Below are 20,654 nucleotides of genomic sequence, written 5' to 3' on the forward strand. Positions count from 1 at the left end.
TCCTATTATTGGGTTATTTATTAATTTTTATTATACCAATTTAAATGCCGAACAGCTTATAGTTCAGTCTGTAGTAAGGAAACCTTCAATACTTTAGGGCATATGCTATGGAAAAAACTCCGAAGATGGGGATATAGGAGGCATCCCAAGAAATCGAAATCCTGGGTAACCAAGAAATATTGGGGAACCATCGGGAAAGACAAATGGATGTTCATGACCGGGCAAGATAATTACTTGCCCAAACATGCCAAAATACCTATTGTTCGGCACAGAAAAGTCAAAGAAACCAGAAGTCCCTACGATGGCGATTTAATCTACTGGAGTACCAGAATGGGTAAACATCCCGAAACTACCATTCAGAAGGCAAAACTTTTGAAAAGGCAAAAAGGGAAGTGCTCCCACTGTGGTCTTACCTTTAGGGATAGAGACGAAATGGAAATGCATCACATCTTACCACGCGCTAATGGTGGAACTAACAAAGATGAAAATCTGGAATTACTACACCTTCATTGCCACGATGCCAAACACGGGACAAAAGTCAACGCCAAAGAGTTAGATGAAAACCCGTTTTAGAGGTACCAATGACAATGGTTCCGTTTGATGAGGAGCCGGATGAGGTGAAAGTCTCACGTCCGGTTTTGAAGACGAGTCAGTGGGGTGACTCACTGGCTTAGTTTAATAAGGGAAGACTTTTGAAAAGGCAACAAGGGTTTGAAGTTACCGTAAGATAGTGGAGCCTTTATAGTTGGTAGGTTATGCGTAAAAGGTTGAAGTCTTTTGTAGTAAGGCGACCCTATCTAAGGTTTCGTTTCCGGAAATGCGCTCACTGTGGTCTTACCTTCAGAGATGGAGATTTATTGGAAACACATCACATAATACCACGCGCTAAGGGTGGAAACGACCTAGACAAAAATCTAGAGCTGTTACACCTACATTGCCACGATACCAAGCATGGGACAACAATCGATACTACAGAGTTAGATGGAAACCCGTTCTAGAGGTACCAATGACAACGGTTCCTATAATGACGAGCCGTATGATGCGTGCATTGTCACGTACGGTTCTGAAGACGAGTCGGTGAGGCGACTCACCGGCTTAGTTTAATGTGACACTGGGCAAACTGGTTCTAAAAAAGTGTCTTAAAGTCCCGGCCACAACCTGAATTAAACAATGTGCGACCGGCGACACCGACCAAGAAATATTCTCGCAGTGGTTTTGCCTTGCTAACTGCAATCTCCGAGAAGGTGTCAGGCAAATTGAACCGCCCTAAATCACCAAAACAATCTGGGAAATGGAACGAGTAAAAACGACAGCAATACCGGGTCTGAAGGAAGGTCGTACCTTCGGTAAGTAAGGCATTACTTAATCCCCACTGTCGGGTAGGATGCAGGCGGAAACTGCCTGCGGGTATCCAGAATATACGAATCAATGGAGAGTATGGTTAGACACGTGAACAGACACAGTGAACTTTGGAAAGGACAAAAGTGGAAACAACTCCGCCGAAACCTATTCCGCCTACAGCGAAGAGTATATAAAGCGGTTCAAGCTGGTGACTTGAGGAAAGCTCGGTCTATACAGAAACTGATTCTGAAATCCCGCTCGGCTCAACTCCTGGCCATCCGTCAAGTGACACAGCTAAATCAGGGCAAAAAGACCGCAGGTATAGATGGCAAAACCGCCCTCAGATACCAAGAACGGTTAGAACTATTAGAAGAATTGAGGCAAAACGCCCTCGACTGGAAACACTCCGGTCTCCGTGAAATTCCAATCCCTAAAAAGAATGGAAAAGTAAGGATTCTAAAAGTACCAACCATTGCGGACAGAGCATGGCAAGTAAGCGCAAAATTCGCACTCGAACCAGCGCACGAAGCTACCTTTCACGCCCGGAGTTACGGGTTTAGGACTGGTAGAAGCGCCCACGATGCCCAAAAATACATATTCAATAACCTAAATTCCCGAAAAAACGGCATCCAGAAAAGAGTAATAGAACTAGACATCAAAAAGTGTTTTGACCGCATCTCCCACAAATCCATCATGGATAGATTGCTAGCCCCAGCTAGTCTGAAAATGGGGATATTCAGATGTCTATTAGCTGGCATCAATCCGGAATTCCTTGAACAAGGAACGCCCCAGGGAGGAGTAGTCAGCCCACAAAAGCGCCAACATCGCACTTGATGGAATAGAGGCCATTCACCCTAGCGTCCGATCTGCGGATGATCTGGTGATTTTCCTAAAGCCAAAAGACAACGCCGAAAAGGTATTGAATAAAATTAAAGCCTTTTTAGCGAAACGCGGGATGGAAATTAGTGAAGAAAAGACCAGGATAACCAAAACGACAGACGGATTTGACTTCCTGGGCTGGAACTTCCTCCTCCAGAAAAACGGAAAGTTTAGGAGCATTCCCTCAGAGGATAACTACGAAGCAATCCGGAAGAAGATTAAAGCCGTAGCCAACAGCTCGAATTATGGTGCTAAAGTCAAGGCAGAAAAATTAGCCCCTATTGTCAGGGGCTGGAGGAATTACCATCGGAATGGCAAGATGGACGGTTCTCGAAATAGTTTATGGTTTGCTAATAAATCAGCACACCGCAAATTTTTGAAGGAAAAGAAAATCGATAGAACAGAGGCCGAAAGGCTAATCAAGAAAGCATTCCCAAAGGTAGGATACTCCGAAAACAAGCATGTGTCGGTCAAAGGGACTAAGTCCCCTTATGACGGAGACTTAGTCTACTGGAGTCAGCGAAACAGCAAACTCTACGACAATGCTACAGCAGATGCCTTGAAGAAACAGAACCATTCTTGTGGACATTGCGGACTAAGGTTCATAGGTAACGAATCTGTACACCTCCATCACATAGATGGAAACCACGACAATTGGAAACCAAAGAACCTAATGGCCGTACATCGGAGTTGTGATCAACTCATCCATGGGGGCAGACCGAAAGGTCAGGATATCTAGGAGCCGTATGAGGGGAAACCTTCACGTACGGTTTTGAAGGAGAGGGTGCGATTCGTTAGCTAGAAACCTTTACCCTACAAGGGTTTTGGGGGATTAGCTGCTTGGTTCAATGAACCCTGACAACTTGATAACCATGGTGGTGAAAAACCATCCCGGAGACAAAACCTTAGAATAGTGCAGCCTTAGTACAAAACCTTACTCCTATGATGCCTAACCTGCTGACCATAAAGGCTGCACTATTCTTTCGGTAACTTCTGACCCTCATGAAATCCGAGTGACAGCCCTACCCTGATTCATAGGAACTAACAAACCTATGGGTTAATGCAAGGGTCGAATATTGGAACACCCTTAACCTGACCGGTGTCAACAATAGGCAAAGAACTCATGGGTACGAGAGAAAGGTACGTTTGAATCATCGTCACAGAGATGTAGCGAAAAAAGGTTTGACACGCTACGGAGAAAAACTCAACGGAATTAGGATTACAAAGTTCCTCCCCTTTGTAATGGATTTCCCAAACAGTTCCCGGTGAAAAGTACCACCCTAAAAGTTCAAAGAATGGTTATCAGGAACGAAATAACTCTCATATGTACTCTCAGTAAGGTCGATTACTGAGTAGGTAGTTAGCCGCATGTCATATGAGGGCAAGATTGAGTCAGAAGCCAAAGCCTAGGGTAATGCCCAGGATATGCTGACGGACTCACGTTATAGGAAAAGATGTAGTTGTAAGTAGCAATGAAAATGTCTAAAACTCGGGGATTCGCCCCACAGTCGGAATGGAAGAAAGTCAACTGGCGGAAGCTAGAAAAGAATGTCTTTAAGTTGCAAAAACGAATATATCAAGCCTCTCAACGTGGTGATGTCCGCGTGGTAAGAAAGTTGCAAAAGACTCTGATAAAGTCCTGGTCGGCCAAGATGATTGCGGTCAGACGGGTAACCCAGGAGAACAAAGGGAAGAAGACTGCTGGAGTAGATGGGGTCAAATCATTAACACCAAAACAACGGCTTACTTTAGTCTCCAACCTAAAAGTTTCTAAGAAAGCCCAACCAACCAGAAGGGTATGGATTCCTAAACCTGGACGGAAGGAAAAGCGACCATTGGGTATCCCAACCATGTATGACCGCGCTCTCCAGGCACTTGCCAAACAGGCATTAGAACCTGAATGGGAAGCAAAATTTGAACCCAACTCCTATGGGTTCAGACCAGGACGTTCATGTCATGATGCCATCGAAGCAATATTCAATAGCATCAAACAAAAGCCCAAATGGGTACTTGATGCTGACATAGCCAAATGCTTCGATAAAATCAATCACGATGCACTTCTAACTAAACTGAATACCTATCCATCCATGAGACGCTTAATAAAGTCCTGGCTAAAAGCCGGTGTGATGGATAGTGGGACATTCTCACCTACAGATGAGGGCACCCCTCAGGGTGGAGTTATCTCTCCACTAAAGCGCGAATATAGCCCTCCACGGAATGGAACAGGCCATATGGGATTACGCAAATTCTGTAAAAGGCAAGAAAACCCACTATAAAAAGGGACTAGCTCTAATCAGATATGCCGACGATTTTGTCATCCTACACCAAGACCAAAAAGTGATAGAAGAATGCCTTGAAGTCATCAATAATTGGCTACATGACATGGGTCTGGAATTAAAGCCTAGCAAAACCAAAATGACCTATACCTTTAACGGATTTGAATTCCTTGGATTTAATATCCGTCAGTACAAAGTAGGCAAAAACCACTCTAAACAAGGCTTTAAAACCATCATCAAACCATCTAAGGATGCAATTCTAGAACATTTCGAGCGGCTTTCAAAAGTCATCGACAGACATAAAGCCGCTCCTCAAGAGGCTTTAATCAAACACCTCAAACCTATTATACGCGGATGGTGCAACTACTACAGAGGAGTCTGTAGCAAAGAAACCTTCCAAGATTTAGGTTACATGCTCTGGAACAAACTCCAAAGATGGGGATATAGAAGACACCCAAAGAAAACCAAAACCTGGGTAAACAAGAAATATTGGGGAACCATCGGAGAGGATAATTGGATATTCATGGCAGATGAGGATAATTACCTCCCAAAACATGCCAAAACTGAAATAATAAGGCATAAAAAAATCCAAGATACCAGAAGTCCCTACGATGGAGACCTAATCTATTGGAGCACCAGAATGAGAGAACATCCTGAAATGCCAGCTCAATCGGGAAGGCTTTTGAGAAAGCAAAAAGGGAAATGCGCTCATTGTGGTCTTACCTTCAGACCTGGGGATTCAATGGAAATGCATCACATACTACCACGCGCACTGGGTGGAAATAACAAGGATGAAAATCTGGAATTACTACACCTAACCTGCCACGATGCCAAACACGGGAAAAAAGTCAACGCCTTAGAGTTAGATGAAAACCCGTTTTAGAGGTACCAGCGACAATGGTTCCTATGATGAGGAGCCGTACATCGGTGACAACTTAAGCCTGTATGCCAATTGTCAAGGGGGTTGACGAAAAAGGCTTGAAGAAAAACTCAGACTGACCCTTTTGTCGGTCAGGAAAAGGAGCAACAATAAGTTTGACCTTGGGTTTTCGCTGCTGTTTGACGATACCTAAATCCTGATTCTCTGGGGCAGCAAAATACTTAACTGGGTCAGAAGCTAATCCTTTGTCATGAGCAACATAAAAATGATAGAGACCTCGATAAATCATCTCTAAAGAGATGCGGTCAAAGGGTAAAGAAAGCTCCGAGGCTACAGCATCACCTAAATCCACTAAAACCGCATAAAAAAGCCACGTCCCCCAAATCTGTAACTTAACTCCATTAAGAGAACCAGTCCATAAATAACTTAACCCTAAAAGTCGTTTAACTGTATTAAAAGCCTCTTCAATCCGCCAACGCCGTCCATACAAATCAGCGACGACATAGGGAGGTAAAATCATCGGATCAAGCACACTCGTTAAATAAGAATGCCAAGTTTTGCCCGAGCGCACTTCTATTAAACGTAAAGTCACAAACGGAGTTTTTTTAGTCCCAGAACCCATCCGAATCAGACGGTCACGAAGACTATAACTATCACTGAAGACTTGCTTAACTTCAAGGGAAGCTCCCTTCTTTAAGCGGGTAATAAAATGAATCCCTCGGTCAATTAACTGCTGCCAAAAGTAAAAGTGATAAAAGCCTCGAGCTAGTAACAGCAAAGTTTTAGCCCTTACTAAATTCAACAGATTCGACTCCAATTTGGTGTCAGAAGCTCTGGGATTTTCCTCAAACCAAATCTCAACCGGAAGCCGTGTCTTTACATCCACCACTACTCCCATCTTTCCGGCTAACTGTCCTTGGGGTATGTCTGCCAAGCTTTTTAGCTTCCGAAACAAGGCTTCTAAAGTGGAATTATCGGCAATCCAAATTCTCTCAAACTTGGATAGAGTAAACTGAACACTTTCTGGCAGAGGACGGCCCTTTCTTGAGTCCCAAACCTTTCTTAATTCTGGCAGCAACTCCTTAAAAACTCTCTCAAATAATTGAGCCGGAAAGGTCAAAAATCTCTGAGAAATTGCTTGTTGACTCACCTGAGTGGGTGAACACCACAAAAAGCCTTCTCTTGTTAAGATTCGGTTAAGTTCTCTGACCCCAGCTACATCTCGCCACAGTAAAGTTAACACGGCAGCTACCATCAAGGGCAGGTTAAGAATCCGGTCTCTTAATCCCAGTTTACGATAGTATCCCTCTTGGGCTGTGATGGCTGGTTTCACCAACGATTCTAGCTTAGCAGCTATTGCTGAGTCCTCTACTAGAGGACGTTGGGTCTTTTTGGCATGGTCTCGGTGGGTTTTTCTGTGGCCGCTCATCAGGATTCACCATGGCTCAATTACTTGTCTGTTCTGAGTTTCACACGACTTGAACCCTCAGGCAATCGCCCCTCTTGACAAAAGGCTTCTTCTCTTAACTTGTCACCAATGGGAGCCGTATGATGCGAAAGTGTCACGTACGGTTTTGAAGACGAGTCAGTGGGGTGACTCACTGACTTAGTTTAATTGCCCTAGGATAATACCTAGGCATCGACTCTACCAAAGAACCTTGGTATATCTTAACTAATTTGGTGGATTTAGACCTAGCTATTCGAGCTTATCAAAAGGTGCGACCCGTGGCGAATTTAATTCGCCTACGGAAAGCGCACCTAAAGCGTTTTGATATTGAAGAGATGTTTCGAGATTTTAAAGCAGGTGGCTATAATCTTGAAGGCTCCAAACTGAAACATCAGCAGCTTAATAAACTACTTATTGTCGTTGCTATTGCTTATACTAGTGCCCTTGTCCACGGTCAAAACATTAAGAGTCTTGGCATTCAAAAATATGTAGCACGACCGGAAACTTCCTCAACTTCACAACGTAGACATAGCTCTTTTTATATTGGTCAACATCTTCATCATTGGCTCCGCCTACAGCAATTGTGCCAACAAACTTTGTCTGAACTTTTGCAAATTAATCGTCGTTGGATTCTCCATTACAATCAGGGCAAACGTGCTATTGAGCTTGCCCTGTCTAGTTTTCAATCCCCTTTGTCGCCCTGCTAGCTGTTTACTCCGTCCCTACCTAAACAATCACCCTCGATTTCGTCGTTACTTCGTCTATCCAAGTAACCTTGTAACAGTCGTCTCAATAGTTCGTATCCATTTTCGAGTAGTAACGTCTCTAATTCCCCATGCTCGCGCACCGCACACTGTTTCTGAACCGAGCCAATCAACTATTTGTTCAAATAGCTCTCGCGCTCCTGAAAAAAATCTGTCTTCATTTGAGGTAGATGGTTGCATATGTCTGACTTAATCCTGGCAAAGACTGCTGTGAAGCGCCTGTCCTGTCCTTCGGTTTTTTGTCTCAAAACACTGCTACAGGACAGCTTGGGGTAAAAAACTATTCCCCATTCTATCGTCTTTCTATAAGAGCCGCACCCAAAAAGATAGGTCAAAAGTAATAGCCCTGACCTATCTAAACAAAATGATAGCTAAACTATACCAAAAAATTATCCCAAATCAGCTGCATCACACAGCATATCTATTACTAGACTTGATGGTAATTAGTTTACAATTACTCAAAGAGGTTAAGTTAGAAGTCTTAGCAGAATCGCTGCCGTTACCTATTTTATTAGAGAGCCGTCGTCGGAAAATAAGGCGATTTTTGATACTTAAAAACTTTACTATTGAAACTATCTGGTTTCCCTGTGTTACCGCTCTTTTAGAGGAGATGTTTAATCCTAAGGATAGGATTTATCTGGTCATTGATAGAACGAGTTGGAGTCTGATTAATATCTTGATGGTGAGTGTTGTCTATGATCATCGAGCCCTTGAAGTTACCGTAAGACAGGGTCGCCTTAATAAGCGACAGTCTGTAAGTTATAAGTTTAAGTTATATGAAATAAGGCGACCCTGTCTAAGGTTTCGTCCCTGGCCAATTTACTGGACATTATTAGATAAAAAGCGATGCAGCGCGGTCTTGGGGGTTTCCCCCGGAGACGAAACCTTAGACAGGCTCGCCTTTATGGTTGTTAGGCTATGCAGAAAAGGGTTAAAACTTGAGGCGCGACCCCGTAATTTAATTCGCCATAGGAAAGCGCGCCTCCATTGATTAAGGCGAGCCTGTCTTACGGTAACTTCAAACCATGAGCGACTGCATCAAGACAAGGAAATAGTAATTTGTCCGAACAAAAAGCAGTATTGAGCAAAAGTATGGAGTTACTATCAGCCTATGATGTCGTGGTGCTGGGAGACCGATAATTTTGCTCTACCAAACTAGGTCACTGGCTAGCTGAACGCAAGGTATACTTTTGTTTACGACAAAAATGTGACACCAAAGTTTTGCCAGAAAGCGATGCAGCGCGGTCTTGGGGAGGCAGCGCGGTCTTGGGGGTCTCCCCCATGAGCGACTGCCGTGGTTTCCCCCATGAGCGACTGCATCAAGACAATGAGGTTTATCAAGAGTTGCGGGACTATGGTTTAAAGCCGGGAATGAAATTGTTTCTCAATGACCTTCAAGTAACGAAAAAAAACGGATTTGGAACGTTTAATATAGCTTGTAAATGGAAACGAAATTACCGAGGAGTGAAGACAAAAGAACCGTGGTATATCCTGACTAACTTTGAGGATTTAAATACCGCTATTGTGTCTTACAAAAAGCGATTTGCGATTGAAGAAGCGATGCAGCGCGGTCTTGGGGAGGCAGCGCGGTCTTGGGGGTCTCCCCCCGGAGACGAAACCTTAGACAGGCTCGCCTTTATGGTTGTTAGGCTATGCAGAAAAGGGTTAAAACTTGAGGCGCGACCCCGTAATTTAATTCGCCATAGGAAAGCGCGCCTCCATTGATTAAGGCGAGCCTGTCTTACGGTAACTTCAAACCATGAGCGACTGCCGTGGTTTCCCCGGAGACGAAACCTTAGAGAGTGGAGCCTTTATAGTCGGCAGGTTATGGGTAAAAGGTAACGGCGCTTTTGTAATAAGGCTCCACTCTCTTACGGTAACTTCAAACCATGAGCGACTGCATCAAGACAATGTTTCGAGATTTTAAATCAGGTGGTTACAGTCTAGAAGGCTCGAAGCTGGGAGCAGAATCTCTAAGCAAGTTAATTATTTTGATAGCAATTGCCTATACTAGTGCAATCCTTCAAGGACGAGAAATCAAGAAAATGGGAATACAGAAATATGTTGTACGACCAGAAACCAAATCGCAATATCGCCGACATAGTGCTTTTTATGTTGGTCAACATCAGTATCATTGGCTGTACCTAGGGCAAATACCCGAAAAAATTGTAGAGGAACTTTTGCAAATTAACCGCCGTTGGGTCAAGCATTATAAAAAAGGTAAGCGGGCTAGGGAACAAGCCCTGTCTATGTTACAAGCTTCGTTGTCCCCCTGCTAGCTTTTCGCACAGACAAGATTAAATTGTCGAAGCTTCTTAACATCAGTTTCGTTAGGCTTCTGACCTTATTCCACTGACCGTTCTGCGTGGCACGATATATCCGTTTCCTCAGATTCTTAACATTCTTAACCACTGATTTCCAGTCAATCTGTGACCAGTCCTTAAGTTGTCCAGAGTCTCCGATAACCACAGTGGTTTCCATCTTTCAATCTCCGTTTTAGTTTCAAGGAAATCGTTCATATCGTTTGAGACCTCTCAGAAGTGGGCTACCATTTTCAGGTGGTGTGATGTTGGGATGGACCCTCAACCCTTATTCCTTGCATTACACAGGGACGTTCGCTTTCTCTGACTTCCTTTACCCCCTAGACGGTTAGGCTTTGATTACTCTCGGCTTACTTTCAAGTTTCGACCTCAAGAAAGAGTCTATTGGGCTTACCGTGTTTCGCTTTTGATGACCTTCGAGAAGGTTAGGGTTCGACTCATACTCCGATAGCTTTTTGGACTTCTTTGTTAGACAGCGAAACTTCTAACAACCAGCTATGTACCATTAAGGTTCACGGTGTGTCAGCCTGATTTCACCTTTCCGTATATCACGGAGCTAGATTAGTCGTTCACTTATCGTTAACCCTTCCTTTTCTTCCTCTTGCCATTACCACTGATTTAGGCTATCAGTTTGTTGGCTTTTGTGGTCTGCACTCCAACGGTTTCATTGCTTACTTTCGTCGTGACCAGACTCTTTCGAGCCCTTTACATGAGGACTGGGGAGAAGTACCCCAGAGAGAGTCGGCTCTCTATTCATCAAATGCGACTTTGCACGTCGGTCGGGTAAGGTTTGTAGATTACTCTACTCCCCTCCCCTAAGAACCGGACTTGACAGTTACCCATCATCCGGCTCAAGCCTTACTTCAAGCCTTCTGCTTGGTTTTCTTTTTCCCATGAAGAAGCTTGTGACAAGCTTTATGAAGATGTACAAGGTTGTCAGCCAGGTTAGAACCACCTTCTTTTATGGGAATTATGTGATGGGTTTCGATTTCTTCGTCATTGCGTAACCAGTCATTACAGATTGGACATTTATACCCATTTATCCTAGCTACTTGGTCATACTTGCTATTTTTTTCCCAGAGGGTTTTGTTAGCTTTTAGACTTCTTTTTAGCCAGTATTCTTTGAGAATCGGGTCATCGGGTGAGTTGCTCCCTTCTATTTTGACGTGTCTCACAATGGGTGTTCCTGCGACATCATATATTCGCAATTCTGAGTTTCTTCTTTTGGATGTGGACTCACTTGAGAATACCCAGTCTCTTGTGGACACACTCCACGGAGTTTTCTTGTATATCACCTTGAAGTATTTGTCCTTGACCCATCTTAATTTACGCTTTTTGTGTCTACGCCTTGCCCAATCCCACAGATATTTCCATACCCTGTTACCTACGTAACTGAGTATTTTCTTTGATGTGCAATGTCTGTAGTAGTTAGCCCAACCTCTGAGAATCGGATTCAGTTTATTGATTAATTGTTCTTGGCTTTTTCCGTTAAATGCTTTGACAGTTTTCCCAATTTCTTGGCAGAATGAGAGAACTTTATTTTTGGCGGGTTTGGTCAGAAGTGTTTCATTCTTTCCTTTCCCGAACATTCTTACGTTAAAACCCAGAAAGTCGAACCCTTGGGATATGTGGACTATCCTTGTTTTATCATCGCTTATTTCTAAGCCTCTTTCTGATAACCATGCTTTGAGCTGGATGAGAACTTTTTCCAGTTCTTCTTTTGTTTCTGCCGTGACCACAAAGTCATCGGCATATCGAATATATCCGAGTTTGTATACTTTTCTTCTCTCTCCTTTCTTGTTAGATCTTCCTCTTATTCCACCCCAGTTGTTGAGCTTTTCTTCCAATCATTCCAATCCGATGTTGGCGCTTTTTTGGACTGATGACTCCCCCTTGGGGTGTTCCTTTATTGGTTTCGTGATATATTCCTTTACTTATATATCCAGCTTTCAACTATCCTGCTACTATTTCCCTGCCTGGAGCAGAGTCTATTTGTTTCATGATAGTTTCATGGGCTAGGTTATCGAAAAAGCCTTTTATATCCGCGTCTAGAACCCATCTATCCTTTCCTCTGGAATTTAGTCTGTTTACCACTTGCTCTATGGCATCATGGCAACTTCTACCTGGTCTGAACCCATAAGAATTAGGTTCAAATATGGCTTCCCATTCGGGTTCTAGGAGATTCTTTACTATTGCCTGCATGACTCTATCCTTTAAGGTTGGGATGCCTAGAGGACGTTTCTTGCTATTTGACTTAGGAATGTATACCCTGCGTGCTGGTGACGCTTTGGGTATCTTCCACTCATTGACAAGTTTCACTCGTTGGCTAGGTGTTGTTGCCACCTCCTTATCGACACCTGCTGTTCGCTTTCCGGTATTTATCTGAGTGATTTGTCTGACAGATAGTAGTAAGTTGGCGTAGCTTTTCAGCATCAGTTTCTGTAACCTTCTCAGTTGCTTCCACTGACCAAGCTTTTTGGCACGAAAGATTCTTCGACGCAGGTTTCTAACAATCTTACGGGCTTTCTTCCAGTTGACCTGGCTCCAGTCTGTAAGTTGTGCCGTCTGTCCATTTACCGGGCTATTACCCCGTATCAAACTTTTCATCAGGTTCGATTCCTTATCTTTCGTTTATCTTTCGTATAAGACCCAAGGGAAGTCTGCTATTACTTTCGTTCAGGGGCAAAGTTTGAACCCCTATCCTCCGTATTACCAGAGGCGTTTGCTTTTTCCCTCATCCTCTACCCCCCAGAGAGTTCCGTCCTTGTTGCCTCAGACCTACCTTAGATATCGACCTTCTAAGGACTCTGTGGGGCTTACCCTGTTGTGTCAAGTAAATTTATTTCTCCTTCGGATGATGCCTCTTCCACGGATGGGAGTTTTGTTTACACGGCTTATAGAGAAACTAGCTATAGGCCCAGGGCAAACGCATCTAATCGCTAGAAACTAGCTCGAAAAAGCGTTTGAATGACTCGAAAATTTTAGCTGACCTGAAAATTTTGACGGGAACAGATAAAACTGGTATAATATTTGTATCGCTTATACAAAGGGTAAGTATTGTTTTAGATAATTAATATATATTGACAGCATAATATCAAGCTAGACCTTTTAGTCTAAACCGATGGCAAATTGCCAAACTCCATTTAGTGAGTTAATTGACTTATTAACTAAAGCTTAAACACCTAAAACTTTGAGGAGATAATCGTTATCCCATCCAGCTTTTTTTCGTTTAGTTTTAATTCCCGTTGTTTCTGTACTTTCTTGTTTTAATAAATTCAGAGCTATTTGTCTAATAATGGCTAAGTTTTCGGGAGCGTTATCTTTTCTGATTCGAGAATCATCTTCTGAAAATTGAACATCAAGCACCCAATGTAGTTGATTTTCTATACCCCAATGTCCCCGAATAGCCTTGGCTAATAGTTCAGCATTATTGGTCAGACTACTAACATAGTATCTTCTTTCAAAAGATGTTGTTCCATCTTTTTCTTGTCGGAAATAATCTACCAGACCAATTGAGTTAAGTTTTAACCAATCTCCAGATGGGTCAACCTCTTCTTTAATATTACTGAGCATTTGATAATATCTTCGCTCTTCACGACCGTGACCAATTTTCGACTGCACAAAATTAGTTTTAATACCTTTTAATTTCTGATTAGATGATGAACTATTAAATAAATTTTCTACTCTTTCATAGAGAGAGCATTGATTTTTTTTCAAGGTAATTACATAGTCAGCGTCTTGTGCTACGATTTGTAAGACAATTTCTTTTTGACATCCCATCGCATCAATAGTGACGATGCATCCTTTCAGAGCCAAAACTTTTAGAAGTTTTGGAATAGCCGTAATCTCATTAGATTTTTCATCCACTTTTACTTGTCCTAAAACTAGTTGATTAGCTGTCGCCCAAGCACTGACCATATGAATAGCTGGTTTGTGAGAACTTTTCTGATAAGAATGACGCAGTGTTTTTCCATCAATAGCTACTATTTCACCAGAAGTGAGCTGACTAATAGATTGAATCCATTTGAGAAAGCATGACTGTAATTGTTCCGGGTTTAGTTTCGCAAAAACTCGAGCAAATGTATCATGAGAAGGAATTCCATTGGGCAGTTCTAAAAACTTTTTGAGCCATTGATATTTGGTTTTTCCGTAAAGTTCTATGTCTACCCAGGTGTCTGCACCACTAATGACTGCACAGATAGTAATCGTAATAATATCTATTAATTTATGTAGTTTAGTTCGATCTACTCGCGGGTCTTTTAAGTCACTGAAATGCTCAAAAATAGTGGTTTTAGGTCTCCGATTCATGGCTGAGGATTTCACGAAACTACCTGGGATTTTTAGTCTTCCATCATTTTGACATAATTTCAACTCTAATTTTTTTTGGAAAGCTCGTAACTTTTATTAAGTTTATTGACTTATTCTTACGAAGAATTGATTTGGGTATCACTACTTATTTAGACAGCATATCCCCTGTTAAATTTTCAGTACATAATCTTGGTCATTGGTCAACAAAAAATTAGATGCGTTTGCCCTGGCTATAGGCCCTACCCACTTGGCTTTTGCCTTCAGCGTGTCAGGTCTTTACGCTGGTCATGAGATTACGCGGTTTATTAGCATTTCATTTTTTCATTCATCCATATCGGAGAAGCCCTCTAGCTCCTAACCGGGTTTGACCTTACCTAGCTTCGGCTACATTCGTGACTCTGCATATTTCCCTTTCGTTACCAAAAGGTATTGAGTCCAACCTAAAAGGTTGTTTTACGTGAGGGTAGGTGGTGTAAATTACCCTGGGGAGTCGGCTCCCCGCTTTACTTGACCAGTTCAGGTCGCGCCGCTTCCCCTCATACGGCTCCTCATCAAACGGAACCATTGTCATTGGTACCTCTCTAGGACGGGTTCTTGTCTAACTCTTTCAAGTTGATTTTGTTCCGTGCTTTTTGTCGTGACAGTGGAGGTGTAATAACTCTAGATTTTTGTCTAGGTCTTTTCCTCCTAGTGCGCGTGGTATAATGTGGTGTTTTTCCAACAAATCTCCGTCCCTGAAGGTAAGACCACAATGAGCACATTTCCGGAAACGAAACCTTAGATAGGGTCGCCTTACTACAAAAGACTTCAACCTTTTACGCATAACCTACCAACTATAAAGGCTCCACTATCTTACGGTAACTTCAAACCCTTTTTGCCGTTTCAAAAGTTTTCCAATTGAACTGGTCATCTCGGGGTGTTTTTGCATTCTGGTACTCCAGTAAATTAAGTCACCATCATAGCAGGGTAAGCGCAAGAAAATTTATAGGTTCGATATGCTAGAGTTTAAGGGAATGGAGGCTTCTAAAACCTTAAGCATATACCTTGTATCCATGCTGGCTCGTTTAGCTTTTTGACGAGTACTACGTTTATAACTCGTTTCTCGATTGAGTAGATTGATGCTAAGCGCGCTTGAGTAAAGCCATATTCTGTGGAGCATGCCCTGTACGAATCCGGCTGCTATCCTCCCCAAAAGTCACATCTAATACCCAATGCAGTTGGTTTTCAATGGACCAGTGTTGTCGGATAGCTTTGCCCAACTTCTGAGCATTGGGCGGCAAAGAAGTAAGGTAGAACATGACCTCACGGGTAGTCTTATTCCACAAATGACGGGTGCGAATAATCATCACGATAGTCTTTAATCCAGACCACTGGGACTGTTTGTACAAATCGAAGTCTATCTGTTCGAGAGAAACCGCCCAAACAGCCGCGCTTTTCAGTACGATGGTGCCGGGGATTCTACCCTGACATCATAGCTATACTCGATGCCCTCAAAGCTATGATCAACAGCAGTCTCAAACCATTGCAATACAAGCTCGAATAAAGTGGGATGATTCCCTTTGAGAGCCAAAATATAATCAGCACCTTTGGCACGAATACTATGGGCGTTTCTGTAGCTGAGTACCCATAGCATCGATAGTAATGATGCACCCACAGATGTCCAATAATTCTAGTAAAGCTGGGATGGCTGTAATTTCATTAGTTTTATCTTCAACTTTAACTTGCCCAAGAAACAACCTATGCTCACTCGCCCAAGCACTCACCATATGCAATGCAGATTTTGACTGGTTGCGGTCATAGGAACTCTTGAGTTGTTTGCCATCAATGGGGATAACCTGTGCTCCGGGCATCTGTCACCAAACTACTCAACCAACTATTGAAACGTCGCCTCAATGCACTCGGAGATATCTGCTCAAACACTCGTCGGTATGTATCTGCTGAGGGCATCCCATTTGGCAATGGTAAAAAGCTCGACAACCAATGCTGGTGGCTGATCCCATAGGTTTCGATATCTTCCCACCCTGTCGCGCCCCCGATGGTAGCTAACAGTGCAATCATCACAATGCTCACAAATGGATGGAGCACTCCTTGTTTACCTCGCGGATCACTGAGGTGATCAAAATGCTCGAGCATTTGCGGCTGTTGCTGTTCACAATTTAGGGCAGGCTGTACTGGCAAGGATTGGCCACTGGTTGCGGTTGAGTTAGTGGGTTGATCGAAGCCTTTAACCATTTGATATTTTTATTATCACATTGTTTCCCTTAGCATATTATGAGTTCGTTTTTCTTGCGCTTACCCTGGTATGCCATCCAGCTTGGTCAACAACTAAAACAATGTGTTTATCATCACCATTATTAAATTCAGCAGCAAATTCTGCCAAAACCCGATTAAATAGCTCAGTATTGACATAAGGCAGAATCCACGCCTTAGTTTCGACCGTACACGGGTGTGCAAAAGCATACAACCATAACCACTCAAATCTCCAATTGACATGGGCAATTGGCCAGTCACCTTCTGGTACATAAATGCGTCGAACCACAGGTTTGAGTCCCAGGCGATGTTCATCCTCACACCATAATTGCACATCTGCATTCGGGTAAGTGCTTTTGATTTGCTCAAGGTCGGCGGCTAGTTTTTTTTCCAGGCTTGTTGCTCATGCATAGTCGCTTTTAGTATGAGCAGGTCTCGGAACCCTCAACCTAAAAGTCATTTGTCGTAGTATCTGCCATCCTCTTTGTCTGCTGATGGACTTGCCCGTCACAGATGTTAGCCAGTCTGCCACTTTCCGACCATTCCACAATCCCCCATCTGGAGCTTGTTCTTGCAAAACTTGCCATAACTGTGCAAGTTCTAGATCTCCTATTAATGGCTTGGCTCCTTGATTTTGTTTTCTGCGTTCCCGTAGCGTGGCTTTTGGCCAATCGCCTAATCCTTCAGCACCCAATTGGTTGTATCTTTTGATTAATGCATAAATCCCGATTCTACTGTAGCCAGTTATTTGGACTACTTCCTCTGTTTTTTTTCCTTGAGCGAGTAACCAGATCACCTGATACTGCCGACTTTCTATGGCACTTTTGGCCTGGCGGTAACCCTGTTGGAGTTCCTCAATGCAAAGAGTGTTCGGTGATGGTAATTCGTCTTGGCATTACAAAGATGCTGCACTCTCCACTTTTATTATAAGTGATTAGACGGACATGATATTATTGGGAAAACCTTGGCCTTTCGGCCACGCTTTCGGCAAAGCCGACGCTGCGCGAACGCGAACAACATTCAACCTGCCAACATTCAACTGATCAAACCTGTCAACATTCAACCTGCCAACATTCAACTGATCAAACCTGTCAACCTTCAACGGATCAGACCTGTCAACCTTCAACCTGTCAACCTTCAACCTGTCAACATTTAACTGATCAGACCCGCTAATTTTAAACTTTTCATTGTTAGGAACCACGCGCAAAGTGACACTGCCTTCTTGAGCTCACGGGGTGACAACCCCGTGAAAACCCAACCAGATTGAGATTTTCAGGAATTGATGGTAGAAAAAGATCGGTCTTGAACTTGTGAGCCAGACCGATCAAAAAATGATATTACCTGAACTATATCTTACTCATCTATCAAAATACTTCAGTGAGGCTCAATTAATCACTTTAGAAATCTTGGTGTGGCTACTGCAAATCCATAAACAGATTAAAATTGAAAGGTTAGCCGCTCATTTTCCCTTACCAATTAAGTCCGAAAGTCGCCGTCGTCATCTTCAAAGGTTTTTAAAGTTACAGTTTTTGTCAGTATCTCTGATTTGGTTACCAATTATTAAAACAATAATCTCTAATAAATATCAAAAAAAAGAGAGGTTATATAAGCGTGTTGGATAGAACTCAATGGCAAGATAAAAACTTGTTTATGGTGGGGGTAATTATTGGAAAACGGGCACTGCCAATTTCCTGGCATTGTCTTGATGCAATAGCGAGTGGGGGAAACCACGGCAGTCGCTCATGGGGGAGACCCCCAAGACCGCGCTGCCTCCCCAAGACCGCGCTGCATCGCTTTCTCAACAAAAGAGGTGCCAGTAATTGTGATGAGCAAAAAGCAATACTAAGACCAGTATTAAAGTTATTGAAAGATTACGAACTCGTGATCTTGGGAGACATTCGGTGCGTCTTGCATTTCGAGGAAACCTCGAAATTACGCACCGAGAATTTCACAGCGTCATCCTAGCTAAATGGCTGAGGCAAAAGAAAGTGTACTTTGTCCTTAGACAAAAAAAGGACACAAATGTGAAAATAAATGGGCAAGACTATCAATCTTTAAGTGCTTTCAAAAAATCTCCAGGACAACGACGATTTTTGACGAGCATAAAAGTCACCAAAGAATGGGAATATTCTCAAGTTTACATGGGAATTTATTGGAAGAGAAAATATCGAGGTATGGGAGAAGCTGAGCCTTGGTACCTTTTAACTAACTTACCCAGTTTAGAGTCAGCAATCAAAAGTTATAAAAAACGGGTAGGTATTGAAGCCATGTTCCGTGATTGTCAAACAGGTGGTTACAATTTAGAGGGATCTAAAGCGAAGATTGAACGTTTAAACAGTCTAGTTTTGTTGAACGCAATTTCCTACACTATTGCCACGTTCAAAGGATATGATCTTAAAATAAAATGTCACCAAAAGTATATTGGTCGCTGTCGAAAATTTAAGCAAAGTTTTACAAAAAATAGTAATTTTTGGATAGGTTTATATGGGACGAGTTGGATAGTTTATCATGAGTTTATGAAAGAGTGTGTGGATAAATTAATAGGGTGTGGCTCTTTTGGAAAGACGTTTGGTCAGGTTTAGAGAGGTATCGGAAGAGTAGGAGGAGCAGTAATAGAGCAACGAGCTTGAATTAGTCGTTTCATCAAAGGAAGGCCATCTTTGTACAAAGACAAGTGATTACGTTTATGCTCTTGCTTTAAGTGAAAGGGCCAATACTCTTGCCAATCACCGCTAACATAAAGCGAGCGCAGACGTAAAACCGCCTCAGCACCCATAAGACTCCATCTAGCCCCGGTAATGTCCATCCTGTCTTTGATTAAGTGACGACAAGCGCCCTCAATAACCCCAGTGGCAATGGGAAGACCAGCTTTCAAGTAATCGTGGTATTTGAGGTAAGCAGCGTTGTTGAGTAAATATCTGGCACACTTATCCACTGGCTGACGTTGTGATGCAGAAAGTTGGCGCTTTGTAGCGCTACCACGCATACCCCCAGCAACTGTACTCGATTTACCTTCAAGGATCAGCAGTAAACGTTTACTAACCCAAACTTCGGCTTGTTGACTAGTGTCCGAATAGAAGGCAAATGCAGCCTTCCACAGATACTCAATCACATGAATAATATCCAGGACAATCGTTAACTTGAGATGGTGTTCGCGAGCAAATTTTTTCAAAGCGCGATAATTGTGTCTTGTTACCATCGACCAGAGCGCAAAAACGCTTGTGTTGATTGGGGTCGCGGTGTAATGCCTCGTCAAAAGCTTCTTTTATAACAAGTGATGGTTCTTTAACTAAACTTGCCCAAACACGCTTACCGATTGGTTTGGGTCGTTTGATTTTTTTGTGTTCTTCTTCTGTGCTGACAATTTGTTGAGGTGTACGAACAAAAGGGTTGATGGTATAAACTGAAGCCACTGTTGCCATTCGCTTTGAATTGCGTTTTTCCCCCTTAGTTAATCGTTTATTTAACTTCTTGCTATTTGCCAGCGCTCTTTTTTGCGTGGGAGCACGTAAGTCTTCTGTACGCATGACAACACCCTTGCCATCCACACTAATAACTACTATTTCCCCCGTCTCCTTCAATTCAACCGATTGTGCTTGTTGATGAGCATAGAATTGATCAAAGTCACAAGCACTTTGATCAGCCAATTGTTCAACTTGTCGCTTACCAACTTTTGCGGCTGTTGTTTTCTGTATGATTTCGACTGTTTCGCCAAACCCTGAACGAGCTACTTCGACAGCCACTCGCTCTCTCAGTCCGTGGGAGTATTTTTCTACTGGTAGGTTTAACTCGGCATCGAGTGGGTTGAGGGAAGTTATTTTTCGTCCACCATAACCGATTCGATTGGCGATGATCGTGCCAAATATTGTTGTCAGCTTCCTTGTAAATCTCTTCTTATGGGTTCTCTTGGCTTCGTCGTTACCTAAGCATTCTCCTTCGATCTCGTCATCACTTCGTCTGTCGAAGTAACCTTGCAGCAGTCGTCTTAATAGTTCGTATCCGTTTTCAAGCAGTTTACTCTCTAATTCCCCATGTTGTAAACCGCAAACACTATCTGAACCCAGCCAGTCCACTATTCCTTCAAATAGCTCTCGCGCTTGTGAGAAAAACATGTCTTCATTTGAGATCGATGGTTGCATAGGTCCAAACTTTTCCTGAACTACTGCTGACTTTTTCAGCTGGTCACCC

16 protein-coding genes and 8 pseudogenes are annotated in these 20,654 nt (G+C 42.9%); 13 read left to right on the forward strand and 11 right to left on the reverse strand.

The features are described 5' to 3' along the window. Window positions 1-69: 69 nt before the first annotated feature. From LYNGBM3L_RS49205 to ltrA, 5 genes and pseudogenes are all read left to right on the forward strand, one after another. Window positions 70-171: pseudogene (locus tag LYNGBM3L_RS49205) on the forward strand (group II intron maturase-specific domain-containing protein); the annotation flags it as partial. Window positions 172-213: 42 nt separating this feature from the next. After that, window positions 214-573 carry an HNH endonuclease gene (locus LYNGBM3L_RS50875; protein WP_353736798.1) on the forward strand — a complete coding sequence of 120 codons (360 nt, stop codon included), beginning with the start codon at window positions 214-216 and terminating at the stop codon, window positions 571-573. A gap of 182 nt (window positions 574-755) precedes the next feature. After that, the gene (locus LYNGBM3L_RS37555; RefSeq protein WP_071986979.1) at window positions 756-998 is read left to right on the forward strand and encodes an HNH endonuclease; all 243 of its coding nucleotides are present in this window, start codon (window positions 756-758) and stop codon (window positions 996-998) included. Between the two features lie 439 nt (window positions 999-1,437). Next, window positions 1,438-2,959, forward strand: a pseudogene (locus LYNGBM3L_RS50710) (reverse transcriptase domain-containing protein). Window positions 2,960-3,698: 739 nt separating this feature from the next. After that, window positions 3,699-5,379 (forward strand): annotated as a pseudogene (gene ltrA / locus LYNGBM3L_RS42295) (group II intron reverse transcriptase/maturase). Between the two features lie 52 nt (window positions 5,380-5,431). On the opposite strand, the gene LYNGBM3L_RS31535 reads toward ltrA, so the two are convergent. Further along, a complete protein-coding gene (locus LYNGBM3L_RS31535; RefSeq protein ID WP_008190980.1) occupies window positions 5,432-6,805 on the reverse strand; it encodes an IS4 family transposase in 1,374 nt (457 codons plus the stop codon). A 296-nt stretch (window positions 6,806-7,101) separates the two neighbouring features. Here LYNGBM3L_RS31535 and LYNGBM3L_RS31540 point away from each other — a divergent pair, with 296 nt between their 5' ends. Further along, a complete protein-coding gene (locus LYNGBM3L_RS31540; RefSeq protein WP_131827095.1) occupies window positions 7,102-7,530 on the forward strand; it encodes a hypothetical protein in 429 nt (142 codons plus the stop codon). Window positions 7,531-7,541: 11 nt separating this feature from the next. On the opposite strand, the pseudogene LYNGBM3L_RS42300 reads toward LYNGBM3L_RS31540, so the two are convergent. Beyond that, window positions 7,542-7,767: pseudogene (locus LYNGBM3L_RS42300) on the reverse strand (ISKra4 family transposase); the annotation flags it as partial. 184 nt (window positions 7,768-7,951) lie between these two features. Here LYNGBM3L_RS42300 and LYNGBM3L_RS42305 point away from each other — a divergent pair. From LYNGBM3L_RS42305 to LYNGBM3L_RS31555, 3 genes are all read left to right on the forward strand, one after another. Continuing rightward, window positions 7,952-8,578, forward strand: a complete 627-nt coding sequence (locus tag LYNGBM3L_RS42305; RefSeq protein WP_008190985.1) for a hypothetical protein — start codon at window positions 7,952-7,954, stop codon at window positions 8,576-8,578. Window positions 8,579-8,808: 230 nt separating this feature from the next. After that, a complete protein-coding gene (locus tag LYNGBM3L_RS44745; RefSeq protein ID WP_154659984.1) occupies window positions 8,809-9,312 on the forward strand; it encodes a hypothetical protein in 504 nt (167 codons plus the stop codon). Between the two features lie 164 nt (window positions 9,313-9,476). Continuing rightward, window positions 9,477-9,866 carry a hypothetical protein gene (locus LYNGBM3L_RS31555; RefSeq protein WP_131827096.1) on the forward strand — a complete coding sequence of 130 codons (390 nt, stop codon included), beginning with the start codon at window positions 9,477-9,479 and terminating at the stop codon, window positions 9,864-9,866. On the opposite strand, the gene LYNGBM3L_RS37560 is transcribed toward LYNGBM3L_RS31555, so the two are convergent. The 8 genes and pseudogenes from LYNGBM3L_RS37560 to LYNGBM3L_RS48120 form a co-directional block, all read right to left on the reverse strand. Further along, window positions 9,835-10,068, reverse strand: a complete 234-nt coding sequence (locus tag LYNGBM3L_RS37560) for a reverse transcriptase N-terminal domain-containing protein (RefSeq protein ID WP_071986980.1) — start codon at window positions 10,066-10,068, stop codon at window positions 9,835-9,837. The genes LYNGBM3L_RS31555 and LYNGBM3L_RS37560 overlap by 32 nt on opposite strands. 703 nt (window positions 10,069-10,771) lie before the next feature. Beyond that, a complete protein-coding gene (locus tag LYNGBM3L_RS39175) occupies window positions 10,772-11,755 on the reverse strand; it encodes a group II intron maturase-specific domain-containing protein (protein WP_008190990.1) in 984 nt (327 codons plus the stop codon). 106 nt (window positions 11,756-11,861) lie between these two features. After that, window positions 11,862-12,515 carry a reverse transcriptase N-terminal domain-containing protein gene (locus LYNGBM3L_RS39180; RefSeq protein ID WP_008190992.1) on the reverse strand — a complete coding sequence of 218 codons (654 nt, stop codon included), beginning with the start codon at window positions 12,513-12,515 and terminating at the stop codon, window positions 11,862-11,864. 567 nt (window positions 12,516-13,082) lie between these two features. Next, window positions 13,083-14,216, reverse strand: coding sequence for an ISAs1 family transposase (locus tag LYNGBM3L_RS31565; protein ID WP_008190995.1), 1,134 nt, complete (start codon window positions 14,214-14,216; stop codon window positions 13,083-13,085). Between the two features lie 619 nt (window positions 14,217-14,835). Next, window positions 14,836-14,979: pseudogene (locus LYNGBM3L_RS49620) on the reverse strand (HNH endonuclease); the annotation flags it as partial. Between the two features lie 105 nt (window positions 14,980-15,084). Further along, window positions 15,085-15,177: pseudogene (locus LYNGBM3L_RS50880) on the reverse strand (HNH endonuclease); the annotation flags it as partial. 21 nt (window positions 15,178-15,198) lie between these two features. Further along, window positions 15,199-16,448 (reverse strand): annotated as a pseudogene (locus LYNGBM3L_RS50715) (ISAs1 family transposase). Between the two features lie 70 nt (window positions 16,449-16,518). Continuing rightward, window positions 16,519-17,362, reverse strand: a pseudogene (locus LYNGBM3L_RS48120) (IS630 family transposase); the annotation flags it as partial. Between the two features lie 68 nt (window positions 17,363-17,430). Between LYNGBM3L_RS48120 and LYNGBM3L_RS42315 the strand changes: the two are divergent. The 4 genes from LYNGBM3L_RS42315 (at window position 17,431) to LYNGBM3L_RS39195 (ending at window position 19,048) form a co-directional block, all read left to right on the forward strand. Next, window positions 17,431-17,622 carry a hypothetical protein gene (locus LYNGBM3L_RS42315; protein WP_131827098.1) on the forward strand — a complete coding sequence of 64 codons (192 nt, stop codon included), beginning with the start codon at window positions 17,431-17,433 and terminating at the stop codon, window positions 17,620-17,622. 154 nt (window positions 17,623-17,776) lie between these two features. Beyond that, a complete protein-coding gene (locus LYNGBM3L_RS46260) occupies window positions 17,777-18,088 on the forward strand; it encodes a hypothetical protein (protein WP_008191007.1) in 312 nt (103 codons plus the stop codon). Beyond that, window positions 18,078-18,431, forward strand: coding sequence for a hypothetical protein (locus tag LYNGBM3L_RS46265; protein WP_008191009.1), 354 nt, complete (start codon window positions 18,078-18,080; stop codon window positions 18,429-18,431). Before LYNGBM3L_RS46260 ends, LYNGBM3L_RS46265 begins: the two co-directional genes overlap by 11 nt. Before the next feature lie 23 nt (window positions 18,432-18,454). After that, on the forward strand, window positions 18,455-19,048 hold the full coding sequence (locus tag LYNGBM3L_RS39195; RefSeq protein WP_008191013.1) for a hypothetical protein: 594 nt from the start codon (window positions 18,455-18,457) through the stop codon (window positions 19,046-19,048). Here LYNGBM3L_RS39195 and LYNGBM3L_RS37580 read toward each other — a convergent pair. Beyond that, window positions 19,045-20,605 (reverse strand): ISKra4-like element ISMpr2 family transposase gene (locus tag LYNGBM3L_RS37580; protein WP_131827100.1). Its coding sequence is split into 2 segments (ribosomal slippage): window positions 19,045-19,641 and window positions 19,643-20,605, totalling 1,560 coding nucleotides; the frame shifts between segments, so codons are not numbered across the junction. The genes LYNGBM3L_RS39195 and LYNGBM3L_RS37580 overlap by 4 nt on opposite strands. Window positions 20,606-20,654 lie beyond the last annotated feature (49 nt).

Source organism: Moorena producens 3L, from assembly GCF_000211815.1.
GTDB lineage: Bacteria > Cyanobacteriota > Cyanobacteriia > Cyanobacteriales > Coleofasciculaceae > Moorena > Moorena producens.